General features: G+C 70.0%; 20 protein-coding genes, 1 pseudogene and 1 riboswitch. Of the genes and pseudogenes, 15 read left to right on the forward strand and 6 right to left on the reverse strand.

Annotated features, from left to right (window positions below):
* Positions 1-15: 15 nt before the first annotated feature.
* The gene (locus tag AB0L56_RS22255; protein WP_365425631.1) at positions 16-1,776 is read right to left on the reverse strand and encodes a hypothetical protein; all 1,761 of its coding nucleotides are present in this window, start codon (positions 1,774-1,776) and stop codon (positions 16-18) included.
* A gap of 144 nt (positions 1,777-1,920) precedes the next feature.
* Entirely contained in the window at positions 1,921-2,130 is a 210-nt protein-coding gene (locus tag AB0L56_RS22260; protein WP_361036505.1) for a hypothetical protein, read from the reverse strand.
* Between the two features lie 130 nt (positions 2,131-2,260).
* On the opposite strand from AB0L56_RS22260, the gene AB0L56_RS22265 reads away from it, so the two are divergent.
* Positions 2,261-3,235, forward strand: a complete 975-nt coding sequence (locus AB0L56_RS22265; RefSeq protein WP_361036508.1) for a carbohydrate kinase family protein — start codon at positions 2,261-2,263, stop codon at positions 3,233-3,235.
* A gap of 143 nt (positions 3,236-3,378) precedes the next feature.
* On the opposite strand, the gene AB0L56_RS22270 is transcribed toward AB0L56_RS22265, so the two are convergent.
* Complete coding sequence (locus tag AB0L56_RS22270) at positions 3,379-4,764, reverse strand: aminotransferase class V-fold PLP-dependent enzyme (protein WP_365425634.1); 1,386 nt, start codon at positions 4,762-4,764, stop codon at positions 3,379-3,381.
* Between the two features lie 301 nt (positions 4,765-5,065).
* Between AB0L56_RS22270 and coxB the strand changes: the two genes are divergently transcribed.
* The 4 genes from coxB to AB0L56_RS22290 all read left to right on the forward strand — a co-directional run bounded on the left by coxB (position 5,066) and on the right by AB0L56_RS22290 (position 9,536).
* Entirely contained in the window at positions 5,066-6,001 is a 936-nt protein-coding gene (gene coxB / locus AB0L56_RS22275; protein ID WP_361036514.1) for a cytochrome c oxidase subunit II, read from the forward strand.
* Positions 5,998-7,734: a cytochrome c oxidase subunit I gene (ctaD, locus tag AB0L56_RS22280; protein ID WP_361036516.1), complete on the forward strand. Its 1,737-nt coding sequence runs from the start codon at positions 5,998-6,000 to the stop codon at positions 7,732-7,734. The genes coxB and ctaD overlap by 4 nt, the downstream gene beginning before the upstream one ends.
* Positions 7,731-8,129 carry a cytochrome c oxidase subunit 4 gene (locus AB0L56_RS22285; RefSeq protein ID WP_361036518.1) on the forward strand — a complete coding sequence of 133 codons (399 nt, stop codon included), beginning with the start codon at positions 7,731-7,733 and terminating at the stop codon, positions 8,127-8,129. The genes ctaD and AB0L56_RS22285 overlap by 4 nt, the downstream gene beginning before the upstream one ends.
* Positions 8,130-8,258: 129 nt before the next feature.
* Positions 8,259-9,536, forward strand: a complete 1,278-nt coding sequence (locus AB0L56_RS22290; protein ID WP_365425637.1) for an Ig-like domain-containing protein — start codon at positions 8,259-8,261, stop codon at positions 9,534-9,536.
* 103 nt (positions 9,537-9,639) lie between these two features.
* Here AB0L56_RS22290 and AB0L56_RS22295 read toward each other — a convergent pair whose 3' ends face one another.
* On the reverse strand, positions 9,640-10,041 hold the full coding sequence (locus tag AB0L56_RS22295) for a hypothetical protein (protein WP_361036522.1): 402 nt from the start codon (positions 10,039-10,041) through the stop codon (positions 9,640-9,642).
* 226 nt (positions 10,042-10,267) lie between these two features.
* Here AB0L56_RS22295 and AB0L56_RS22300 point away from each other — a divergent pair, with 226 nt between their 5' ends.
* From AB0L56_RS22300 to AB0L56_RS22325, 6 genes and pseudogenes are all read left to right on the forward strand, one after another.
* Positions 10,268-10,879: a heme-copper oxidase subunit III gene (locus AB0L56_RS22300; RefSeq protein ID WP_361036524.1), complete on the forward strand. Its 612-nt coding sequence runs from the start codon at positions 10,268-10,270 to the stop codon at positions 10,877-10,879.
* 78 nt (positions 10,880-10,957) lie between these two features.
* The gene (locus tag AB0L56_RS22305; RefSeq protein ID WP_361036526.1) at positions 10,958-11,770 is read left to right on the forward strand and encodes a c-type cytochrome; all 813 of its coding nucleotides are present in this window, start codon (positions 10,958-10,960) and stop codon (positions 11,768-11,770) included.
* Positions 11,767-12,825 carry a Rieske 2Fe-2S domain-containing protein gene (locus AB0L56_RS22310; protein ID WP_365425639.1) on the forward strand — a complete coding sequence of 353 codons (1,059 nt, stop codon included), beginning with the start codon at positions 11,767-11,769 and terminating at the stop codon, positions 12,823-12,825. Before AB0L56_RS22305 ends, AB0L56_RS22310 begins: the two co-directional genes overlap by 4 nt.
* A complete protein-coding gene (locus AB0L56_RS22315) occupies positions 12,822-14,459 on the forward strand; it encodes a ubiquinol-cytochrome c reductase cytochrome b subunit (protein WP_365425641.1) in 1,638 nt (545 codons plus the stop codon). Before AB0L56_RS22310 ends, AB0L56_RS22315 begins: the two co-directional genes overlap by 4 nt.
* A 155-nt stretch (positions 14,460-14,614) precedes the next feature.
* Positions 14,615-15,679: an anthranilate phosphoribosyltransferase gene (trpD, locus tag AB0L56_RS22320; RefSeq protein WP_365425643.1), complete on the forward strand. Its 1,065-nt coding sequence runs from the start codon at positions 14,615-14,617 to the stop codon at positions 15,677-15,679.
* A gap of 77 nt (positions 15,680-15,756) precedes the next feature.
* A riboswitch (SAM riboswitch) is annotated at positions 15,757-15,873 on the forward strand.
* Between the two features lie 120 nt (positions 15,874-15,993).
* Positions 15,994-16,854, forward strand: a pseudogene (locus tag AB0L56_RS22325) (aminotransferase class V-fold PLP-dependent enzyme); the annotation flags it as partial.
* 127 nt (positions 16,855-16,981) lie between these two features.
* Here AB0L56_RS22325 and AB0L56_RS22330 read toward each other — a convergent pair.
* The gene (locus tag AB0L56_RS22330) at positions 16,982-17,263 is read right to left on the reverse strand and encodes an Lrp/AsnC ligand binding domain-containing protein (RefSeq protein WP_006136621.1); all 282 of its coding nucleotides are present in this window, start codon (positions 17,261-17,263) and stop codon (positions 16,982-16,984) included.
* The gene (locus AB0L56_RS22335; protein ID WP_361036537.1) at positions 17,260-18,000 is read right to left on the reverse strand and encodes a rhomboid family intramembrane serine protease; all 741 of its coding nucleotides are present in this window, start codon (positions 17,998-18,000) and stop codon (positions 17,260-17,262) included. Before AB0L56_RS22335 ends, AB0L56_RS22330 begins: the two co-directional genes overlap by 4 nt.
* A 157-nt stretch (positions 18,001-18,157) precedes the next feature.
* Between AB0L56_RS22335 and AB0L56_RS22340 the strand changes: the two genes are divergently transcribed.
* The 4 genes from AB0L56_RS22340 to AB0L56_RS22355 all read left to right on the forward strand — a co-directional run bounded on the left by AB0L56_RS22340 (position 18,158) and on the right by AB0L56_RS22355 (position 22,312).
* Positions 18,158-18,397, forward strand: coding sequence for a hypothetical protein (locus tag AB0L56_RS22340; protein ID WP_361036539.1), 240 nt, complete (start codon positions 18,158-18,160; stop codon positions 18,395-18,397).
* Positions 18,398-18,464: 67 nt separating this feature from the next.
* Entirely contained in the window at positions 18,465-19,808 is a 1,344-nt protein-coding gene (locus AB0L56_RS22345) for an NYN domain-containing protein (protein ID WP_365425646.1), read from the forward strand.
* A gap of 231 nt (positions 19,809-20,039) precedes the next feature.
* A complete protein-coding gene (locus AB0L56_RS22350) occupies positions 20,040-21,080 on the forward strand; it encodes an NlpC/P60 family protein (protein ID WP_361036543.1) in 1,041 nt (346 codons plus the stop codon).
* Positions 21,081-21,298: 218 nt separating this feature from the next.
* A complete protein-coding gene (locus AB0L56_RS22355) occupies positions 21,299-22,312 on the forward strand; it encodes an NlpC/P60 family protein (RefSeq protein ID WP_361036545.1) in 1,014 nt (337 codons plus the stop codon).
* The last annotated feature ends 12 nt before the right edge of the window (positions 22,313-22,324 follow it).

The raw sequence follows: 22,324 nt of genomic DNA on the forward strand, positions 1-22,324 counted from the left end.
GTCCGGTATCCGGTACTACCGGGTGGGCGGCGCCGGCAGCCGGGCGCCGTCCTTGTGCAGCGGCACCGGCTCGCCGTCCGTGTCCACCACCTTCCGGTCGCCCAGCGGCGCGTCCAGCTGCACCGTCTCCTGGTACTGCTTGGCGATCATGATGCACACCTTGCCCGGCCACGGCGTCTCGGTCACCCGCACCGTCACCCGATCACCGCTCCCGCGTGCCGTCACCTTGTAGTCGGCGCACACACCGCCCGTGAAGACCACGGTCAGCTCCTTGCCCTGGGCTGTGTAACCCTCGACGTCGACCTCCCGGGCCGAGGGCACCCCGGTCGGCTCGTCACCGGGCCCCGAAGGCCGCGGACTCGCCTCGCCGGACTGCGAGCGCGGGGCGAGGAACTCCGGGGCGACCGCCGGATGCGTCACCGTGAACGCCTCCTGCGCGCCCGCCGGCCGCACCTCGAACAGCCACGACGGCACCAGGGCGGGCCGCCCGTCCACGGAGTGCGCGGCCAGCCCGAACACGGCGGCATCGACCTCGACCGTGTCCCCGGCCGGCTTCGTCGCCGGACCGCACTCCTCCTGTTGCCGGTCCTCCTCCAGCGGTACGGCGGTGGCGCAGCCGCCGATGTCCGCGGTGCGCCCGGCGCCCGGAGCCGCGTTCATCAGCTCCAGCGCCTCCTGGGCGTCCACCACGGGGTAGACGTCCCCCTTCACCGGCTCCGCGAGCCGGCCGTTGGCGCCGACCACCTCGCCTGTGGCGCCGACGACCACGCCGGTCGTCCAGCCGTACGTCGGCAGCCCGCCGACCTCGGGATCGGCGTTCACCACGCGCTTGCCGCCCATGATCTGACTCGCGTCCAGCTTCGCGTCGTCCTGCCCCGCGGCCTTCAGCACGGGTGTCGCGGCCTTCTTCGCCCCGGCCTCGCTCACCACGGGACCGTCACCGCCGGACGGCTTGCACGTGGCGCCCTTGCAGTTGTCGGTGCCGGGTGTGTTCCGGCTGAACGTCCACGACCCGGGGGCCTGCCGGTCCACCCGCAGCGTGGGCCCGGAACCGTCCTGTCCGCCGATCCGCCAGGCCCCGCCCTCCGCGACCGGCGCGCCGTCGAGCCCAAGCGCCTTCGCCAGCGTGCGGACCTGCTGCTGGGTGACCTCCCCTCGGGCCCGGTACACCGGAGCGGAGCCGGGACCGTCCGGGAGCGTGCCGTCGGCGCGGTAGGTGGCGCCGTACGGGTTGGGCTCGCCCGGCGCGATGCCGTTCGCGGTCTCCTCGGACGGGCCGTCCAGGGCGAGCGGCGGGGGAGTGGCGTCACCGTTGGCACCCGGGACGCTACCGCCGCCTCCCGTGTCACCGGAGGCGCCGGCGGCGAGATAGGCCCCGCCGCCGCCGACGAGCAGCACGGCGGCGGCCACGGAGGCGATCAGCGCGGGCGAACGCCGGCGCCCGGGGCGCTCGGCGGGCTCCTCATCGGAGCGGCGGGCGTCGGCCGGGTGGTCTCCGACAACGGTCTCGCCGTCACCGGGCTCGTCACCCGACTCGTCACCGGACTCGGCACGGGTCTCGGGAGGGGTCTCGGGATCCGCCTGGGGGCCGTTCTCCGCGGGCTCCTCGGCAGCGGCTTCCGGGTCGGTGGTCTCCGGCTGGGTGGTGTCCGGCTTCGTCGTGTCGGGTTCCGGGGTGTCCGGCTCCCCGGCGTTGACCGAAGCGCCCCCGGTGTCGCGCGTGCTGTCGGCGGCGCGCGCCTCGGCGTCGTCGTTGTCGGGTCGCTCGGTGTTCACCGCATCGCTCCTTCGGCTGCACAACTGTCCCGGTAGACCCATGCCCGGTCATACCGGAGCTGCTGAAGGGTCGTATCCCGCATCCCCTTTACGGGGGACAGCGATGGGACGCAGCGGGGGAGCGCACGGTTCCCGCGGGTCGGCTCAGTCGCCGTACTCCGACATCGCGTCCAGCAGCCGGGCGGACGCGGGAGGCACGCTCACGCCGTGGATCAGGGAAGGAGACACCGGCCGGGCCGCCGCCCGCTCCGGCACCGTCCAGTGGGGGACCATCCGGGCGCAGTCGCCGCGCAGCGACGCCAGGCCGCCCTCGAGGTCGACCGGGGCGGAGGCGTGGACCTTGATGTTCGTCATGTCGGCACCGTATGCACGCGGAAGGTCACGAAGAAAGATCTACTATCGGGTAGTTTTGGTTGCTTCTACGGGTCGCTCCCACCCGGTAGCGTGAAGTGTCAACCCGCCTCCCCCCAGGAGAATCCACGCCGTGCGCATCGCAGTCACCGGCTCCATCGCCACCGACCACCTCATGACCTTCCCCGGCCGCTTCGCCGACCAGTTCGTAGCGGACCAGCTGCACACGGTCTCGCTGTCCTTCCTGGTCGACAACCTCGACGTGCGCCGGGGCGGCGTGGGCGCGAACATCGCATTCGGAATGGGCCAGCTCGGCACCCGCCCGATCCTGGTCGGGGCCGCGGGCTTCGACTTCGACGAGTACCGGGCCTGGCTGGACCGGCATGGCGTCGACACGGAATCCGTTCGCATCTCCGACACCCTGCACACCGCGCGCTTCGTGTGCACCACGGACGCCGACCACAACCAGATCGGCTCCTTCTACACGGGTGCGATGAGCGAGGCCCGCCTCATCGAGCTCAAGACCGTCGCCGACCGCGTGGGCGGCCTCGACCTGGTCCTCATCGGAGCGGACGACCCGGAGGGCATGCTCCGGCACACCGAGGAGTGCCGCTCCCGGGACATCCCGTTCGCCGCCGACTTCTCCCAGCAGATCGCCCGGATGAACGGCGAGGAGATCCGGATACTGCTGGAGGGTGCGACGTACCTCTTCTCCAACGAGTACGAGAAGGGGCTCGTCCAGACGAAGACCGGCTGGAGCGACGCGGAGATCCTCGAACGGGTCGGCCACCGTGTCACCACGCTCGGCGCGCGCGGGGTCCGTATCGAGCGGGCCGGCGAGAAGACGATCGAGGTCGGCTGCCCCGACGAGGAGCGCAAGGTCGACCCGACCGGGGTGGGTGACGCCTTCCGTGCGGGGTTCCTGTCCGGGCTGGCGTGGGGCGTTTCCCTGGAGCGGGCGGCGCAGGTGGGGTGCATGCTGGCGACGCTTGTCATCGAGACGGTGGGGACGCAGGAGTACCAGCTGCGGCGGGGGCACTTCATGGAGCGCTTCATGAAGGCGTACGGGGACGAGGCGGCGGAGGAAGTGCGGGCGCACCTGAGCTGAGGCGACGGTTCCTGTGCGGGTGCGTGGGGGCTGGTCGCGCAGTTCCCCGCGCCCCTAAAAGATGCGCAGTTCCCCGCGCCCCTGGTTGGGTGCTGGTCCGGTGTTGTTCTGGACGTGCGCGGTTCCTCGCGTCCCCGGGGGGATCAGATGGTTCTGCGGATTAGGTAGGCCGTGCCTTGGGGGGTTGGTTGCTCGCCCAGGTATTCCTGGCCGCGCATTTCGCACCAGGCTGGGATGTCCAGGCGGGCTGCCTCGTCGTCGGAGAGGACGCGGATTGTGCCGCCCACCGGGACGTCCCCGATCACCTTGGCCAGCTCGATCACCGGGACCGGGCAGCGTCGGCCCAGGGCGTCCACCACCAGCGCGTCGTCCTGCTCCTGCGTCACCACGTCCCCCGCGGACACCGGCGCACCCAGCTTCTCCCGCACCCCGGCCACCAGCCCCGGCAGCACCGCCAGGAACCGCTCGACGTCCTCCTCCCGCGTGCCCGGCGGCAGCGAGACCCGGACGTTGCCCTCGCTGAGCACGCCCATCGCCCTGAGCACATGGCTCGGCGTCAGCGTGCTGCTGGTGCACGAGGACCCGGAGGACACGGAGAAGTCCGCGCGGTCCAGCTCGTGCAGCAGCGTCTCCCCGTCGACGTACAGACAGGAGAACGTGACGATCCCCGGCAGCCGCCGCCCGGGATCGCCGACCACCTCCACGTCCGGCACCAGCCGGGGCACCCGCGCCCGGATCCGCTCCGTCAGTTCCCGCAGCCGTGCCGACTCCTCGGCCGCTTCCGCCCGCACCGCCCGCAGGGAGGCAGCCGCGGCCACGATCGCAGGCACGTTCTCGAACCCGGCCGCCCGCCCCGACTCCCGTTCGTCGCGCGGCCCCTGAGGCGCGAAGCGCACCCCCTTGCGTACGACGAGCAACCCCACCCCCGACGGCCCGCCCCACTTGTGCGCGCTGGCCGTGAGCAGCGACCAGCCGCCCTCCACCGGCCCCCAGCCCAGCGACTGGGCCGCGTCCACCAGCAGCGGCACCCCCGCCGCCCGGCAGGCCTCGGCCACCTCCGCCACCGGCTGCACCGTCCCCACCTCGTGGTTGGCCGACTGCAGACACGCCAGCGCGGTGTCCGGCCGCAGCGCCTCGGCGTACCCGGACGGGCTCACCGCTCCCGTGCGGTCCACCGCGACCTCGGTGACCGATCCTCCGGCCGCCTCGTGAACTTCGGCCGTATGGAGCACAGAAGAGTGTTCGACCGCGGACACGATCAGGTGACGCCCGGCGCGCCGCCGCCCGGCCAGCGCCCCCGCGATCCCGTCGTGCACCGCCCGGGTCCCGGACGAGGTGAACACCAGCTCGTCCGGCCGGCACCCCACCGCCTCCGCGGCGGCCTCCCGCGCCGCGTCCAGCAGCAACCGCGCCCGCCGCCCCTCCTTGTACAACCGCGAAGGATCCGCCCACCCCTCGTCGAGAGAGGCCGTCAACGCCTGACGGGCAACGGGGTGGAGGGGGACTGCGGAAGCGGCATCGAAGTACACAGCCCCACGCTAAGCGCCGGAAGGGGCACAAGGAACCGCGCGACCGGCCCGCGACGTCCCGCACCCGCCAAATCAGCGAACCGTCCCACCCACTAAGCCCCCCTCCTCGCAACGCCCCGAAAGGCGTCGGCTAGGGTTTGGTCCGCATAAACATCCAAACCCCTGCCCGACGCAGGGCGGCGACCGACCAGCGAGAAGGCCGCAGCCACCATCCGCGCGGGCGAGACTCTCGGGAAGGCGCTACGTGAGTCCCAACGGCTCCGACCTCCCCCACGGCCCGAAGGGCGTGGGAGGTACCCCCATGCCGCGGCGCCCGATGCGGCGAAAGCTGCTGCAGGCACTGACCGCGGGCCTGGTCCTGGCGACCGCCACCGGTTGCACGTGGGAGGACTTCCCCCGCCTCGGTATGCCCACCCCCACCACGGAAGAGGCTCCGCGGATCCTCTCCCTGTGGCAGGGATCCTGGGCCGCCGCGCTCGTCGTCGGCGTGCTCGTGTGGGGCCTGATCCTGTGGAGTGCTTTCTTCCACCGGCGCAGCCGCACCAAGGTGGAGGTTCCTCCGCAGACCCGGTACAACATGCCCATCGAGGCGTTGTACACGGTCGTTCCGCTCATCATCGTCTCGGTCTTCTTCTACTTCACCGCGCGTGACGAATCCGAGCTGCTGAGGCTCGAGAAGAATCCCGACGTCACCGTCAACGTGGTCGGCTTCCAGTGGAGCTGGTGCTTCAACTACATCGAGAACGTCGAGGGTTCCACGGGCGACGCCAAGACGTCCAAGGATCTCGAGTCGGTTCCGGAACGCTACAAGAAGGCTTTCCCGGCCGACGCCGGCGGTGTCTACGACTGCGGTATCCCTGGTACCAGGAACCCGCAGACCAACAACCCGGGCCCCACCCTGTGGCTGCCCGAGGGCAAGCGGGTCCGCTTCGTGCTGACCTCGCGTGATGTCATCCACTCCTTCTGGGTGGTGCCGTTCCTCATGAAGCAGGACGTCATCCCCGGCCACCCCAACGCCTTCGAGGTGACCCCCAACCGTGAGGGCACCTTCCTCGGCAAGTGCGCCGAGCTGTGCGGTATCGACCACTCCCGGATGCTGTTCAACGTGAAGGTCGTCTCCCCCGAGCGCTACGAGCAGCACCTGAAGGACCTTGTGAAGAAGGGGCAGACCGGTTACGTGCCCGCTGGCATCGCCCAGACGGAGCACGAGAGGAACCGGGAGGCGAACATCCTGTGAGCATCCTCAACGAACCCCAGGGTGCCGCGGCAGCAGGGTCCCACTACCAGGACGAGCTGCCGGTGCGGCGCCAGAGCCGTGGCGAGGTCGTCGTCAAGTGGCTGACGACCACCGACCACAAGACGATCGGCACGCTGTACCTGGTGACGTCGTTCGTGTTCTTCGTCATCGGCGGCGTCATGGCCCTGGTCATGCGCGCCGAGCTGGCCCGGCCGGGCCTGCAGCTCGTGTCGAACGAACAGTTCAACCAGGCGTTCACGATGCACGGCACGATCATGCTGCTGATGTTCGCGACGCCGCTGTTCGCCGGTTTCGCCAACTGGATCATGCCGCTGCAGATCGGCGCCCCTGACGTGGCGTTCCCGCGGCTGAACATGTTCGCCTACTGGCTGTACCTGTTCGGCTCGCTGATCGCGGTCGGTGGCTTCCTCACCCCGGACGGCGCGGCCGACTTCGGCTGGTTCGCCTACTCCCCGCTGTCGGACGCGGTCCGCTCGCCGGGCATCGGCGCCGACATGTGGATCATGGGTCTGGCCTTCTCCGGCTTCGGCACGATCCTCGGCTCGGTCAACTTCATCACCACGATCATCTGCATGCGCGCTCCGGGCATGACGATGTTCCGCATGCCGATCTTCACCTGGAACGTGCTGCTGACCGGTGTGCTGGTGCTGCTCGCCTTCCCGGTGCTCGCCGCCGCGCTGTTCGCGCTGGAGGCCGACCGCAAGTTCGGCGCACACATCTTCGACTCGGCCTACGGCGGTGCGCTGCTCTGGCAGCACCTGTTCTGGTTCTTCGGCCACCCCGAGGTGTACATCATCGCGCTGCCGTTCTTCGGCATCGTCTCCGAGATCATCCCGGTCTTCTCCCGCAAGCCGATGTTCGGCTACATGGGTCTGATCGGCGCGACCATCGCGATCGCGGGTCTGTCGGTGACGGTGTGGGCGCACCACATGTACGTCACGGGCGGTGTGCTGCTGCCGTTCTTCTCCTTCATGACCTTCCTGATCGCGGTCCCGACCGGTGTGAAGTTCTTCAACTGGATCGGCACCATGTGGAAGGGCAGTCTCTCCTTCGAGACGCCGATGCTGTGGACGCTGGGCTTCCTGATCACCTTCACCTTCGGTGGTCTGACCGGCGTCATCCTGGCCTCGCCGCCGCTGGACTTCCACGTCTCCGACTCCTACTTCGTGGTGGCGCACTTCCACTACGTGGTGTTCGGCACCGTGGTGTTCGCGATGTTCGCCGGGTTCCACTTCTGGTGGCCGAAGTTCACCGGCAAGCTGCTGGACGAGCGGCTCGGCAAGATCACCTTCTGGACGCTGTTCATCGGCTTCCACGGCACCTTCCTCGTCCAGCACTGGCTGGGTGTCGAGGGCATGCCGCGCCGGTACGCCGACTATCTGGCGGCCGACGGCTTCACCGCCCTGAACACGGTGTCCACGATCGCCTCGTTCCTGCTCGGCCTGTCGCTGCTGCCGTTCTTCTACAACGTCTGGAAGACCGCCAAGTACGGCAAGCCGGTCGGCGTCGACGACCCGTGGGGCTACGGCCGCTCCCTGGAGTGGGCGACCTCCAGCCCGCCGCCGCGGCACAACTTCATCACCCTGCCGCGCATCCGCAGCGAATCGCCGGCGTTCGACCTGCACCACCCGGAGATCGCCGCACTCGACGAGCTCGAGAACGCCGGTCACGGTGAGAAGGCCCTCTCCGGCGGCAAGGAGGCCGGCAAGTGAAGATCCAGGGCAAGATGTTCATGTGGCTGAGCGTCTTCTTCCTCGTCATGGCCGGGGTCTACGGCGTGTGGTCGAAGGAGCCGGTCGGCACCACCGCCCTCTTCCTGGCGTTCGGCCTGAGCATCATGATCGGCTTCTACCTGGGCTTCACCGCCCGGCGGGTCGACGTGGGCGCGCAGGACAACAAGGAAGCGGACGTCGCCGACGACGCCGGCGAGGTCGGGTTCTTCAGCCCGCACAGCTGGCAGCCGCTGTCCCTCGCCGTGGGTGGCGCCCTGGCCTTCATGGGCGTCGCGATCGGCTGGTGGCTGCTGTACTTCTCGGCGCCGCTGCTCCTGATCGGCATCTGGGGCTGGGTGTTCGAGTACTACCGCGGTGAGAACCGCACCCAGTAACACGCCGAATGGCACGTAGGGGCCCGGACACTCCGTCAGGAGCGTCCGGGCCCCTGGCTTTTCCCTACGGCCTCACCCGTTCGGGCCGTCCAGAGAGCCAAGGCCCGCGCCGCTTCCTACGGTGAGGCCATGAGACACACAGAGTCCTCCTGTGGCGCGGGCGCCGGCCGGGGCCGCGTCGTCGGCCGCGCGCTGCTGGTGTTCGTTCTCGGCGCGGGCGTCACCGGCTGCTTCTCCGGCGGCAACCCGCTGTCCGCCGAGCCGTACGACGCGGCGGACCAGATCTCCTTCAGCGTCTCCGCGGACGGGGACAAGCCGGCCGACCCCGACAAGCCCCTGGAGATCGTCGCCAAGGACTCCGACGGACGGATCACGGACGTCAGCGCCGTGGACGCCACCGGGCGCCACGTGGCGGGCGAACTGGCCGCCGACGGCAGCCGCTGGCACAGCACCACCCCGCTGGCCGCCGACGCCCAGTACACGGTCCGGGTGAGCACCGAGGACGAGGACGGGGCCCCCGGCCGCAAGGTCATCACCTTCACCACGGGCAAGCCCGGCGCCCACAAGCGCCTGACCGTCACCTTCGGTCCCGAGGCGGGCACCTACGGAGTCGGCCAGCCCGTCACCGCCGAGCTCAACGAGCCCGTCAAGGAGCCGGCGCAACGAGCCGTCGTGGAACGCGCCCTCAAGGTCGACTCCACGCCCGCCGTGACCGGCACCTGGCACTGGGTCGACGACAAGAAGCTGCACTACCGGCCGAGGGACTACTGGCCCACCCAGGCCACCATCGAGGTGCGCAGCAACCTGGAGGGCATCAAGGTCGGCGACCGGCTCCGGGGCGGCGCGTCCAAGCCGCTGACACTCCGCACCGGTGACCGGGTCATAGCGCTCACGGACGCCGCCACGCACCAGCTGACGGTCTTCAAGAACGGCGAGGAGATCAAGCAGATCCCGGTCACCACCGGCAAGCCCGGCTTCGAGACCCGCAACGGCGTCAAGGTGGTCCTCGCCAAGGAACCCCTCGTACGCATGCGCAGCTCCACCGTGGGCATCGCCGAGGGCTCTTCGGAGTCGTACGATCTGAACGTCCGCTTCGCCACCCGGGTGACCTGGAGCGGCGAGTACGTGCACGCCGCCCCGTGGTCCGTCGGCTCCCAGGGCTACGCCAACGTCAGCCACGGCTGCGTCGGCATGAGCACCGCCAACGCCGAGTGGTTCTTCGACACCGTCCGCCAGGGCGACATCGTCGAGGTGGTCAACTCGGGCGGCGACATGATGGAACCCTTCGGCAACGGCTTCGGCGACTGGAACCTCGACTGGCCCAAATGGCAAGCAGGCAGCGCCCTGACCACCACCAAGGCCCCGAACACCCAAGACACCGCACGTCTTGAGCCAAGGGCGGCATAGGCCACCTAGGGGCGCGGGGCTGTATCGATATGCGGCTCCGCCGCGCGGGCGCGACAAGCCCCAACGGACCCGCAGCCGCCGTTCTGCAGCAAGCCCCGCCCCCTCAGGCGCTCTGCAACCGCTTCTCCCGCAGCAAAGACGCCAACGCCGACGCAAACTCCACAGGCTCCACGGGCAACGTGACCGCCGCCTCCGCCCGGCTCCACGTCGCCAGCCACGCATCCTGCGGCCGCCCGATCAGCACCAGCACCGGCGGAGCGTTGAACACCTCGTCCTTGATCTGGCGGCACAGCCCCATGCCGCCCATCGGCACCGCCTCACCGTCCAGCACGCACACGTCGATGCCGCCCCGCTCCAGCTCCGTGAGGACGGCAGCGTGGGTGGCACACTCCACGAACTCCACTACGGGCACGTCCGGAGCCGGCCGCCGCCCGGTGGCGAGGCGCACCTGCTCCCGGGTGTTGGCGTCGTCGCTGTAGACCAGCACCGTGGCGGTCGCCTGCATTGTTCCTCCACGCGTAAGAAAGAGGGCACGGCTCTGTCGGGAACTTCGGGTACCGATGGCGCGGATGCTACCCCCTCGGACCGCTTGTCAACACTGGTTCGGACACCTCTTCGACGGGTCCCGCCGAGGGTCCCCGGTGGGCCATCCGGGCAGTCCAGGAGGGGGGAACACTCCGAACAGCACCCCCGGGAGTGAGGGCGGGATAAGCGACCGACATAATGTCGGCGTGGCGACAGCAACGACAGTAGATACCGGGCACGCGCACCCGTCGGTCAACCGGCCGAACCTCACCAGCGTCGGAACCATCATCTGGCTGAGTTCCGAGCTGATGTTCTTCGCGGCCCTCTTCGCGATGTACTTCACCCTGCGATCGGTGACGGGACCCGACTTCTGGTCGGAGAAGGCCGACCTGCTGAACTTCCCGTTCTCGGCGACGAACACCACGATCCTGGTGCTCTCCTCGCTCACCTGCCAGCTCGGCGTGTTCGCCGCCGAGCGGGGTGACGTGAAGAAGCTCCGGGGGTGGTTCATCGTCACCTTCATCATGGGCTCCGTCTTCATCGGCGGTCAGGTGTTCGAGTACACCGAGCTGGTCAAGCACGAGGGACTGTCCCTCTCCTCCGACCCCTACGGCTCGGCGTTCTACCTGACCACCGGCTTCCACGGCCTGCACGTGACGGGCGGTCTCATTGCCTTCCTGCTGGTCCTGGGCCGCACCTACGCGGCTCGGAGGTTCACGCATGACCAGGCGACCGCGGCCATCGTCGTGTCCTACTACTGGCACTTCGTCGATGTCGTCTGGATCGGCCTCTTCGCCACGATCTACATGATCAAGTAGCGGGCCCACATCCGCGCGCTGCACGCAGCGCACCCACCAGAAGCATCGACGCAGAAGATCCTGACACCGGGGTAATCCGTGAAAAAGCTCTCCGCACGACGACGCCACCCGCTGGCGGCGCTCGTCGTCCTACTCCTCGCGCTGGCATGCACCGGGGGGCTCTACGCCGTGTTCGCACCCGCGGACAAGGCGCAGGCCGACGAAACCGCCCAGTCCCTCACCATCGAGGAGGGCAAGAAGCTCTACGCGGTCGGCTGCGCCAGCTGCCACGGCACCGGCGGTAAGGGCACCACTGACGGTCCGAGCCTGGTGGGCGTGGGCGCCGCCGCGGTCGACTTCCAGGTGAGCACCGGGCGTATGCCGGCCGCCACCTCGCAGGCCGCGCAGATCCCGGACAAGCCGGCCGTCTACACCCAGGCCCAGATCGACCAGCTGGCGGCGTACATCGCCTCCCTGGGCGCCGGCCCGGCCGTCCCCACCGAGGAGCAGTACGGCCCCGAGGGCGCCGACAGCGCCAAGGGCGGTGAACTGTTCCGCAACAACTGCGCGCAGTGCCACAACTTCACCGGCAAGGGTGGTGCGCTCACGCACGGCAAGTACGCCCCGAGCCTCGAGGGCGTCGCGCCGAAGCACATCTACGAGGCCATGCTCACCGGCCCGCAGAACATGCCCTCCTTCCCCGACAGCACGCTGTCGGAGCAGAACAAGAAGGACATCATCGCGTACCTGCAGGCGGTCAACAGCGACAAGTCCGAAAGCCCTGGCGGCCTTTCGCTCGGCGGACTGGGTCCGGTCTCCGAGGGCCTGTTCGCGTGGGTCGTCGGAATGGGCGCGCTGATCGCGCTCGCCGTCTGGGTCGCCGCTCGGACCGCAAAGGCCAAGAAGTCATGAGTAGCCAAGACATTCCCGAAGAGAACCTGCCCGCAGCGCGGGACACCGCCCACGGCGCCGTGAAGCTGGCGGACGACAAGAACCCGTTCGCCGACCCGGGCCTGCCCCCGCACGAGCCCCGGGTCCAGGACATCGACGAGCGGGCCGCCAAGCGGTCCGAGCGCACGGTCGCCCTGCTGTTCACGCTGTCGATGCTGGCCACCGCCGGCTTCATCGCCGCGTATGTGACGATCCCGGTCGACCAGTCGGTCTACATCTGGCCGCTCGGCCACATCAGCGCGCTGAACTTCGCGCTCGGCATGACCCTTGGTATCGCCATGTTCGCCATCGGCGCCGGCGCGGTCCACTGGGCCCGCACGCTGATGTCGGACCACGAGCTCGCCGACGAGCGTCACCCGATCGAGGCCCCGCCCGAGGTCAAGGCGAAGGTCATGGACGACTTCCGCCAGGGTGCCAAGGAGTCCGCGCTCGGCCGTCGCAAGCTGATCCGCAACACGATGTTCGGCGCGCTCGCCCTGTTCCCGCTCTCCGGCGTGGTGCTGCTGCGCGACCTCGGGCCGCTGCCCGGGACCAAGCTGCGCCACACCCTGTGGTCCAAGGGCAAGCTGCTCGTCAACATGAACACGAACGAGCCGCTGCGGCCGTCCGACCTCGTCGTGGGCTCGCTGACCTTCGCCAAGCCCGAGGGCCTGGAGGAGCACGACCACGAATTCCAGACCGAGATCGCCAAGGCCGCGCTGATGCTGGTCCGCATCCAGCCGGACAACATCAAGGACAAGCGGTCGCTCGAGTGGTCCCACGAGGGCATCCTCGCGTACTCGAAGATCTGCACCCACGTCGGTTGCCCGATCTCCCTGTACGAGCAGCAGACGCATCACGCGCTGTGCCCCTGTCACCAGTCCACCTTCGACCTTGCCGACGGTGCCCGGGTCATCTTCGGTCCCGCCGGTCACGCCCTGCCGCAGCTGCGCATCGGCGTGAACGACGAGGGCTACCTCGAAGCGCTCGGCGACTTCGACGAGCCCGTCGGTCCTGCCTTCTGGGAGCGCGGATGAGTACCACAACGACCCCCGAGTCCCGCTCGCGCGGCAAGGCACCGGCCGGCGAACGCGTCGCCGACTGGGCTGACGGCCGGCTGGGGATCTACTCCCTGGCCAAGGCCAACATGCGGAAGATCTTCCCCGACCACTGGTCGTTCATGCTGGGCGAGGTCTGCCTCTACAGCTTCCTCATCATCATCCTCACGGGTGTGTACCTGACGCTGTTCTTCCACCCGTCGATGAACGAGGTGGAGTACCACGGCAGCTACGTGCCGCTGCAGGGACAGCTGATGAGTGAGGCCTACAAGTCGACGCTGGACATCAGCTTCGACATCCGTGGCGGTCTGCTCATCCGGCAGATCCACCACTGGGCCGCGCTGGTCTTCCTGGCCGGCATGTTCGTGCACATGATGCGCGTGTTCTTCACCGGCGCGTTCCGCAAGCCGCGCGAGATCAACTGGCTGTTCGGCTTCCTGCTGTTCGTCCTGGGCATGTTCACCGGCTTCACCGGCTACTCGCTCCCGGACGACCTGCTCTCCGGCACCGGTATCCGCTTCATGGAGGGCGCGATCCTGTCCGTGCCGATCGTCGGCACGTACCTCTCGTTCTTCCTCTTCGGCGGCGAGTTCCCCGGCGACGACTTCGTGGCCAGGTTCTTCTCGATCCATGTCCTGCTGCTGCCGGGCATCATGCTCGGCCTCGTGGTGGCGCACCTGATCCTGGTCGTCTACCACAAGCACACGCAGTTCCCGGGTCCCGGCAAGACCAACAACAACGTCGTCGGCATGCCGCTGCTCCCGGTGTACATGGCCAAGGCCGGAGGCTTCTTCTTCCTGGTCTTCGGTGTGCTCGCGGCCCTCTCGGCGATCGCCACGATCAACCCGATCTGGGCCATCGGCCCCTACCGGCCCGACATGGTGTCCACGGGCGCCCAGCCGGACTGGTACATGGGCTTCTCCGAGGGCCTGGTCCGTGTCATGCCGGGCTGGGAGATCAACTTCTGGGGTCACACGCTCGTCCTGGGTGTGTTCATCCCGCTGGTGATCTTCCCGCTGGTCCTGGTCGCCATCGCCGTGTACCCGTTCATCGAGTCCTGGGTCACCGGTGACAAGCGCGAGCACCACATCCTGGACCGCCCGCGCAACGCCCCGACGCGTACCGCCTTCGGTGTCGCCTGGATCACGCTGTACTTCGTGCTCCTCGTCGGTGGTGGCAACGACATCTGGGCCACCCACTTCCACCTGTCGATCAACGCCATCACCTGGTTCGTACGGATCGCGTTCTTCGTCGCTCCGATCCTGGCGTTCATCGTCACCAAGCGGATCTGCCTCGGCCTCCAGCGCCGGGACAAGGAGAAGGTGCTGCACGGCCGCGAGACGGGCATCATCAAGCGCCTGCCGCACGGCGAGTTCATCGAGGTGCACGAGCCGCTCAGCCAGGAGCAGCTGTACACCCTCACCGCGCACGAGCAGCCCAAGCCGATCGAGATCGGCCCGGAGGTCGACGAGAACGGCGTCCGGCGCAAGGTGAAGATGACCGAGAAGCTGCGCGCCAAGCTCAGCAAGGGCTTCTACGGCGAGGACGCGCAGATCCCGAAGCCGACCGTCGAGGAGTACAAGGAGATCACGAGCGGCCACGGCCACCACTGATCGCCTTCAGCGCCTCACCCCAGTCGCCACACGACGGCGAAGGGCCCCCGTCCGTTCTCCGGACGGGGGCCCTTCGCCGTCTCCGGAGCTGGATAGGGTGGAGCCCGGGACCCCTCCGGGTCCCCTGGACTCATCCACGACCATCAGGAGCGGCCATGAGCGCTGTGACCCCCGCTGGAGGCGACACCGCGGCGGGCCGCTCCTGGCCTGCCCTGCTGAACGGACTGCTGGACGGCCGGGACCTGTCCGCCGACGACACCGCCTGGGCGATGGATCTGATCATGCGCGGCGAGGCGACCGACGCGCAGATCGCCGGCTTCGCGGTCTCCCTGCGGGCCAAGGGCGAGACGGTGGAGGAGATCACCGGCTGTGTACGGGCGCTGTACGACCACGCCAACGTGATCGAGGTGCCGGGCGCGACCGTCGACATCGTGGGCACCGGCGGCGACGGCGCCAAGACGGTCAACATCTCCACCATGTCCTCGATCGTGGTGGCCGGCACCGGCGCCAAGGTCGTCAAGCACGGCAACCGGGCCGCCTCCTCCGCCTCCGGCGCCTCCGACGTCCTGGAGAAGCTCGGCGTCAATCTCGAACTGACCCCGCGCCGGGTCGCCGAGGTCGCCGAGGAGGCCGGGATCACCTTCTGCTTCGCCGTGAAGTTCCACCCGGCGCTGCGCCATGTCGCCGCCGCCCGCGGCCAGCTGGGCATCCGCACGGTGTTCAACTTCCTCGGCCCGCTGGCCAATCCGGCGAAGGTCAAGGCCCAGGCGGTCGGAGTCGCCGACCCCCGGATGGCACCCATCATGGCGGGGGTCTTCGCCGAACGCGGCCACTCCTCGCTGGTGTTCCGCGGCGACGACGGCCTGGACGAGCTGACCACCACCGCCACCTCCAAGGTGTGGGTGGTCCGCGACGGCAAGGTCGACGAGGAGACCTTCGACCCGCGCGACGTCGGGATCGACCTCGTCCCCGTCGAGGCCCTGCGCGGCGCCGACGCCTCCTACAACGCGGAGGTCGCCCGCCGCGTGCTGGACGGCGAACAGGGCCCCGTACGGGACGCGGTGCTGCTGAACTCGGCGGCGGCGCTGGTCGCCCTGGAGCCGGGCCCGGGCACGCTCACCGAACAGATCCGCGCCGGGATGGCGAAGGCGGCCGAGGCGATCGACTCGGGGGCCGCCAAGCGGGTCCTGGAGCGCTGGGTGGCCGCCAGCAACGCGTGAGCCGCCCCACGGTGCCATGTCCCGCGATCCGGATACGGGTTGCGGGGCATCGGTCACCTCACGTACTTTCCTTCCCAGGTCATGAGTGACAGCCATCAGGCCCCGGCCGGCTGTCCGGCAACCCTCCGTCCGTGGCGGGGTGCCCCGGGTGAAGACCAGGCCGTGAGCAGCAAGGCCCACGGCAAGCGCGGTCATCGAGGAGCCTCCCGTGAGCAAGCGAATGCGCTAGGGCTGCCGAGCCCCACCTCCGCACACCCCTTTCCTTTACTCCTCCGCGCTCGAGCCACGTCCGCTCGCGCGAGGATTCCGCCTGCCCACGGGAGTTCACGCTGGAACGCGCCCTCGCCGACCGGGACCCGCACGGCCCGGGCCTGGTCTGTGTCACCGGCGCCTCCAACGTCACCGGCGAGCTGTGGCCGGTACGGGAACTGGCCGCCGCCCACGCGCACGGTGCGCGCATCGTGCTGGACGCCGCCCAGCTCGCCCCGCACCACCCGGTGAGCGTCAGGGGCCTCGATGTCGACTGGGTCGCCTGCTCCGGGCACAAGCTGTACGCGCCTTTCGGCTCCGGTGTGCTCGCCGGCCGTGCCGACTGGCTGCGGGCGGCCGAGCCCTATCTCGCGGGCGGCGGCGCCAGCCGCACCGTCACCCGGCGCGCGGACGGGGGAGTGGACGTGGAGTGGCACGACGGCGCCGCCCGCCACGAGGCCGGCTCGCCCAACGTCATCGGCGCCCACGCCCTCGCCTCCGCCTGCAAGGCGCTCACCGAGGCCGGCTTCGAGGCGCTGGCCGCGCGCGAGGAGCGGCTGATCCGCACGGTGCGCGAAGGGCTCGCGGACGTTCCGGAGGTGCGGTTCCTGTCGCTGTTCGGAGCCGAAGCGCCGCGCGTCGGTGTGCTGGCCTTCGTCGTCAAGGGCTGGAACAGCTCCCACTTCGCCGCCGCGCTGTCCGCCGAGTACGGCATCGGCGTACGGGCCGGCCTCTTCTGCGCCCACCCGCTGGTCCGGCGCCTCCTCGGCAGCGCCCCTGGGCCCCAGGGCGAGTGCGGGGCGCCGGGGCAGAAGTCGCTCAACGCCATCCGGATCAGCTTCGGCGCGGGCACCCCGGACGAACACGTGGAACGCTTCGTACGCGCGGCACGCGAACTGCTGCGCGACGGCGCCCGGAGGGGCTGAATGCCAGCCCGTCCGGCGTTTGAGGACGAGGCCCGAAGGGCCGAAGGGGGGTCTGGGGGCGCAGCCCCCGGGGACGGGACGGGAAGGGGCGGCGGGGGCGAAAAACCCGCCCGCACCGCGACAGGCTTTAGCTGTCCAGCCCGATGGCGAACGCCGCCTCCAGGTCATGCTGCGAGTACGTCCGGAACGCGACGTGCGTATCCGTCCCCTCCACCCCCGGAATCTTGCTGATCCGCCCGGGAATGACCTCCGCCAGATCCTCGTGCTCCCGCACCCGGACCATCGCGATGAGGTCATACGTCCCGGTGACGGAGAACACCTCGCTGACACTGTCCAGCGCGGCGATCTGCTCCGCGATCTCGGGAATCCGGTCCACGCTGGTCTTGATGAGGACGATCGCGGTGATCACGGCTGGTTCTCTCCCTCGGGGGCCGGAGCAGGGGCGGACGCGGACTTCACTGTAGTCGCCCTGCCGAACCACACCCACGCACAGCCGAAGCCCAGCGCGAACCCCACCAGGTGCGCCAGATACGCCACCCCGGGCCCGTCGGCCGCCCGCCCCGCCGCCGCCCACTGCAGGGCCGCCCAGAACGGCAGCACCACCCACGCCGGCAGGCGCACCGGCAGGAAGAACAGGAACGGCAGAAGACTGGTGACCCGCGCCCGCGGGAACAGGAAGAGGAACGCGCCGAGCACCGCCGAGATCGCCCCGGAGGCACCGACCAGGGACCGCTCGGACTCCGCGTTGGCAGCGGCGTACCCCAGCAGCGCCAGATAACCGCACCCGGCGTAGCACAGGGTGAACCGCACCCGGCCCATCCGTGCCTCGGCCATCGCTCCGAAGACGTGGAGGAACAGCATGTTGCCGAGCAGATGCACCCAGCTTCCGTGCACGAACAGCGCCGTGGCCGGGGTGAGGACGGCTCCGGGGGATCCTTCGAACAGGTCTGCGGGGATCACGCCCCAGCGCCGGAAATAGGCCCGCTGTGCCGCGAGCAGCTCCTCCCCGGAGCCGTCGGCCGGATGGAATCCCGAGGCGGGGCCGATCAGGAAGACCAGGCAGCACAGCACGATGAGGGTGCGGGTCACCGGCGCGGAGGTGCCCCGGATCGCCGTGGCGGCCGATGCGCCCCAGTTGCGGATCATGGAAACAGAGCATGGCGTAACCGGACGTAACCGCACATACCGCCTCGCCGCCGGGGACGGGCGGGCGGCGGGGACCCGCCAGGCCGTAGGGTTACGTGCCACACGTACCGGGCGGCCCGGTGCGTCACGGACACTGGAAGGAAGGCGAACAGCCACGATGACGGTTCCTCTGCCGACCGCCTCGACGCGGTGGCGCTGCACCCTCTGCGGCAACCTGACCCGCTTCGACGTGACCCGCTCGTCGAAGGTCGTCGAGTACGTCCACCTCGACCTGGCCGGAGAGCCCAAGGTCGAGGAGCGCGAGGTGCTCGACGAGACGGTGGAGTCGGTGCGATGCCGCTGGTGCAACGCCGTGGATCAGGTGGAACTCGTGGACAGGCCGGGCGCCGGCTCCTGACAGGGAGCGGGCCCCGCTGACGGCGACCCCGTACACGGGGCCGCACATAGGCATTGGGGTGTGACGGATGGTGGAGACCACGGGCGGGGGGCCGCAGGACGGCGCCGCCGAGGTGCTCGACCGTCCGCTGCCCGACGGAGTGCGCCGCCGGGTCGTCCAGATCGTCGCGGACGGCTTCGGCGGGCTCACGGTCGCCGAGCTGCCCGCCCAGCTCCGGCAGTACGCCCGGTTCGCCCCGAACCGCCGCGCCAAGTTCGCCGGCAACGCCATGGCGGCGGCGCTGGAGACCGATCCGCTGTTCCGGCAGCGCATCGGGGAGAAGCTCAGAGAAGCCCAGCCGGAACTGACCGGCGCCCTCGACTCCGGCTCCCCGCCCCCGGCCGCGGACCCGCTCGACGTGGCGGCCGCGGCCTATGTGCTCCGCCCGGCCGGCTGGGTCAAGCTGGTGACCGCCGCCGGCGAGGAGGCCCAGCGCGCCCACGCCGAACGCGCCGACGAGGAGACCCGCGCCGAGCTGGAGCGGCTGCGCGACGAACTCGCCCGGGCCCGCGAGAACACCCGGTCCGAGACCGAGCGACTGCGCGCCGAGCTGGAGGCGGCGAAGAAGGAGTCCGAGTCGCTGCACCGCAAGCTGCGCTCCGCCCACAGCGACGTCAAGCGCGGCGAGGCCGCCCTGCGCAAACTGCGGGCCGAGATGGAGTCGGTCCGCGCCGACGGTCAGGCCCAGGTGTCGGCCGCCGAGAGCGAGAGCCGGCGGCTCAAGGCGCGGCTCGGCGAGACCGAGGCCGCGCTGGAGGCCGCGCGCCGGGCCGCCCGCGAGGGCCGCAGCGTCGAGGACATGCGGGTACGGCTGCTGCTGGACACCGTGCTCGACGCCGCCCAGGGGCTGCGGCGCGAGCTGGCGCTGCCTCCCGTGTCCGTCCGGCCCGCCGAGACCGTGGACGCCGTGGAACCGGGGCGCATGACCCCCAAGGACATCGCCGCCCGCGCGCTGTCCGAGGACGACCCCGCCATCCTGAACCAGTTGCTGGCGCTGCCGCAGGCCCATCTGGTCGTCGACGGCTACAACGTCACCAAGACCGGCTATCCCCAAATGCCCCTGGAGAAGCAGCGCCTGCGCCTGCTGGGCCAGCTCGCCCAGCTCGCCGCACAGACCGGCGCCGAGGTCACCTGTGTCTTCGACGGTGCCGAACTCGCCGCGCCCGTGCTGCTGGCGCCGCCACGCGGCGTGCGCGTGCTGTTCTCCAAACCGGGCGTCACCGCCGACGAACTGATCCGCCAACTGGTGCGCGCGGAGCCGCCGGGGCGGCCCGTCATCGTCGCCTCCACCGACCGGGAGGTCGCCGACGGGGTCGCCCGCGCCGGCGCACGCCCCGTCGCGTCGGCGGTGCTCCTCAAGAGGCTTTCCTAGTATCTGATTCCCATCCGTCCCCCGTGCAACGTAACGGTCCTATGCCCGAATTGACGGAACCGCCACGCAACGTAGCGTCAATCGAGCATCACTGCAGGTGAGTTGAGGCGAAATAAACCCGCTGTAACGGAGATTTTGTGCCCGGGGATTTGAACTGATCACACGAGAATCACTAGGGTCTGCCTTCGAACCCTCGCTCGCGCGATCACTCTCGAGAAGGAGCTCGTCTCCGTGGCGTCCCACCGTCGTCCCAAGCAGCCGAGCCGCGCACGTGTGACCGTGCTCACCACCGCTGCCGCAGCTGCCGTTGTCATGAGCTCGCAGGCCGCCAACGCCGCTCCCAGCGAGAAGCCGAGCAAGGACGAGGTCAAGGCCAAGGTCGACAAGCTCTACGAGCAGGCGGAACAGGCCACCGAGAAGTACAACGGCGCCAAGGAGAAGCAGGAGAAGCTCCAGAAGGAGATCTCCACGATCCAGGACAACGTCGCCAAGGGCCAGCAGGAGCTCAACGACCTGCGCGACGGCCTCGGCACGATGGCCAGCGCCCAGTACCGCAGCGGCGGCATAGACCCCTCCGTGCAGCTCTTCCTCTCCGCCGACCCGGACGACTACCTCGACAAGGCGTCCACCCTTGACCAGTTGAGCACCCAGCAGGTCGAAGCGCTGAAGAAGATCCAGGAGAAGCAGCGCGAACTCGCCCAGCAGCGCTCCGAGGCGTCCGAGAAGCTCAAGGACCTCGCCTCCACCCGCACCGAACTGGGCAAGAAGAAGAAGGAAGTCCAGGGCAAGCTCTCCTCCGCGCAGAAGCTGCTCAACAGCCTCACCGCCGAGGAGAAGGCCCAACTCGCCGAGGAGCAGAGCCGCGCCACCCGCGCCAGCGAGCGCGACGCCCTCTCGGTCAACGTCCCGCCCGGCTCCGGACGCGCCGCCGCCGCCTTCGCCGCCGCCCAGAGCAAGCTCGGCTCGCCCTACGTGTACGGCGCCACCGGCCCGTCCTCCTTCGACTGCTCCGGCCTCACCTCCTGGGCGTACGCGCAGGCGGGCGTCGGACTGCCGCGCACCTCCGAGGCCCAGACCGGCGCCGGCACCAAGATCTACTCGACCAGCCAGCTCAAGGTCGGCGACCTGGTCTTCTTCTTCAACGACCTGCACCACGTGGGCCTCTACGCCGGCAACGGCCAGATCATCCACGCCCCTCGCACCGGCACCGTCGTGCGCTACGAGTCGATGAACACCATCGGCGGTCCGTTCATGTTCGGCGTCCGCGTCTAGGGTCCGGTCCGCAGGTCCCGAGGCCCTTCCCGGTGGTCCGGTGCGCCCGTTAGGGGGAATCGCACCGGTGCCCATCGGGCCCCACGCCCCGCCTCCGACGCAGGTCACAGGCGGGGCGTCACCGTATGTGCGTGCTCCGGCCGTTGGTCCGCCCGCCGCCGCCGACGCTACTGTCTGCCGCGTTTCCCTGTCCGCCAGCGGAAGGAGCACGGCTTCCCGTGGGGTCCCATCGCCGTACCGCACCCTCATCCGGATCCGACCGGAGCGCCGTCGTCGCCCTCGGCCTGCTGTCCGCGGCGGCCACCACCCTCGGCGCTGTCCCGGCCGCGGCGACGCCGCCCGACGACACCCGGGCCGAGGTGGACCGCCTCTACCAGGAGGCCGAGAAGGCCACCGAGGCATACAACGCGGCCGACGAGCGCGCCGACGGACTCCGCAGGCAGATCGCCACCGCACAGGACCAGATCGCCCGCAAGCAGCACCGCGTCAACACCATGCGCGAGTCGCTGGGGTCGCTGGCCGGTGTCCAGTACCGCTCCGGCGGCCTGGAACCCGCCGTTGCCCTGCTGCTCTCCGACGACCCGGAGGACTACCTGGAGCGGGTCTCCGTCCTCGACCGGATCACCGCCCACCAAGCCGGTGAGCTACGCAGGCTGCGGGGAGCCCTGCGGTCCCTCGCCCAGGACCGCGCGGAGGCGGCCGGCAAGCTTCGCGCGCTGGAGAAGAGCCGCAAGGCCGTCGCCGCCCACAAGCGGACCGTCGAGAGCAAGCTCGCCGAGGCCCGCCGGCTGCTCAACTCCCTCCCGGCCGGCGAACGCGCCGCCTGGAACCGGGCCGGCCGCTCCGCCCGCACGGACCTGCTCGGCCCGGGCGGCATCCCCGCATCGGGCCGCGCGGCCGCCGCCGTCGCCGCCGCGCGCTCCGCCCTCGGCAAGCCCTACGTGTGGGGCGCCAACGGCCCCGGCGGCTTCGACTGCTCCGGACTGACCCAGTGGTCGTACGCCCAGGCCGGGGTCGCCCTGCCGCGCACCTCGCAGGCCCAGCGGTACGCCGGCCGCCAGGTCCCGCTCTCCCAGGCGCGCCCCGGCGACCTGGTCGTCTACCGCTCCGACGCCTCCCACGTCGGGATGTACATGGGCAACGGCCAGGTGATCCACGCGCCCTACCCCGGGGCGCCCGTGCGCTACGACCCCGTCGGGATGATGCCCGTCTCGTCGGTCACCAGGGTCTGACCGGGACGGCTC

The sequence above is a fragment of the Streptomyces sp. NPDC052079 genome (assembly GCF_040680275.1).
Taxonomy (GTDB): Bacteria; Actinomycetota; Actinomycetes; order Streptomycetales; family Streptomycetaceae; genus Streptomyces.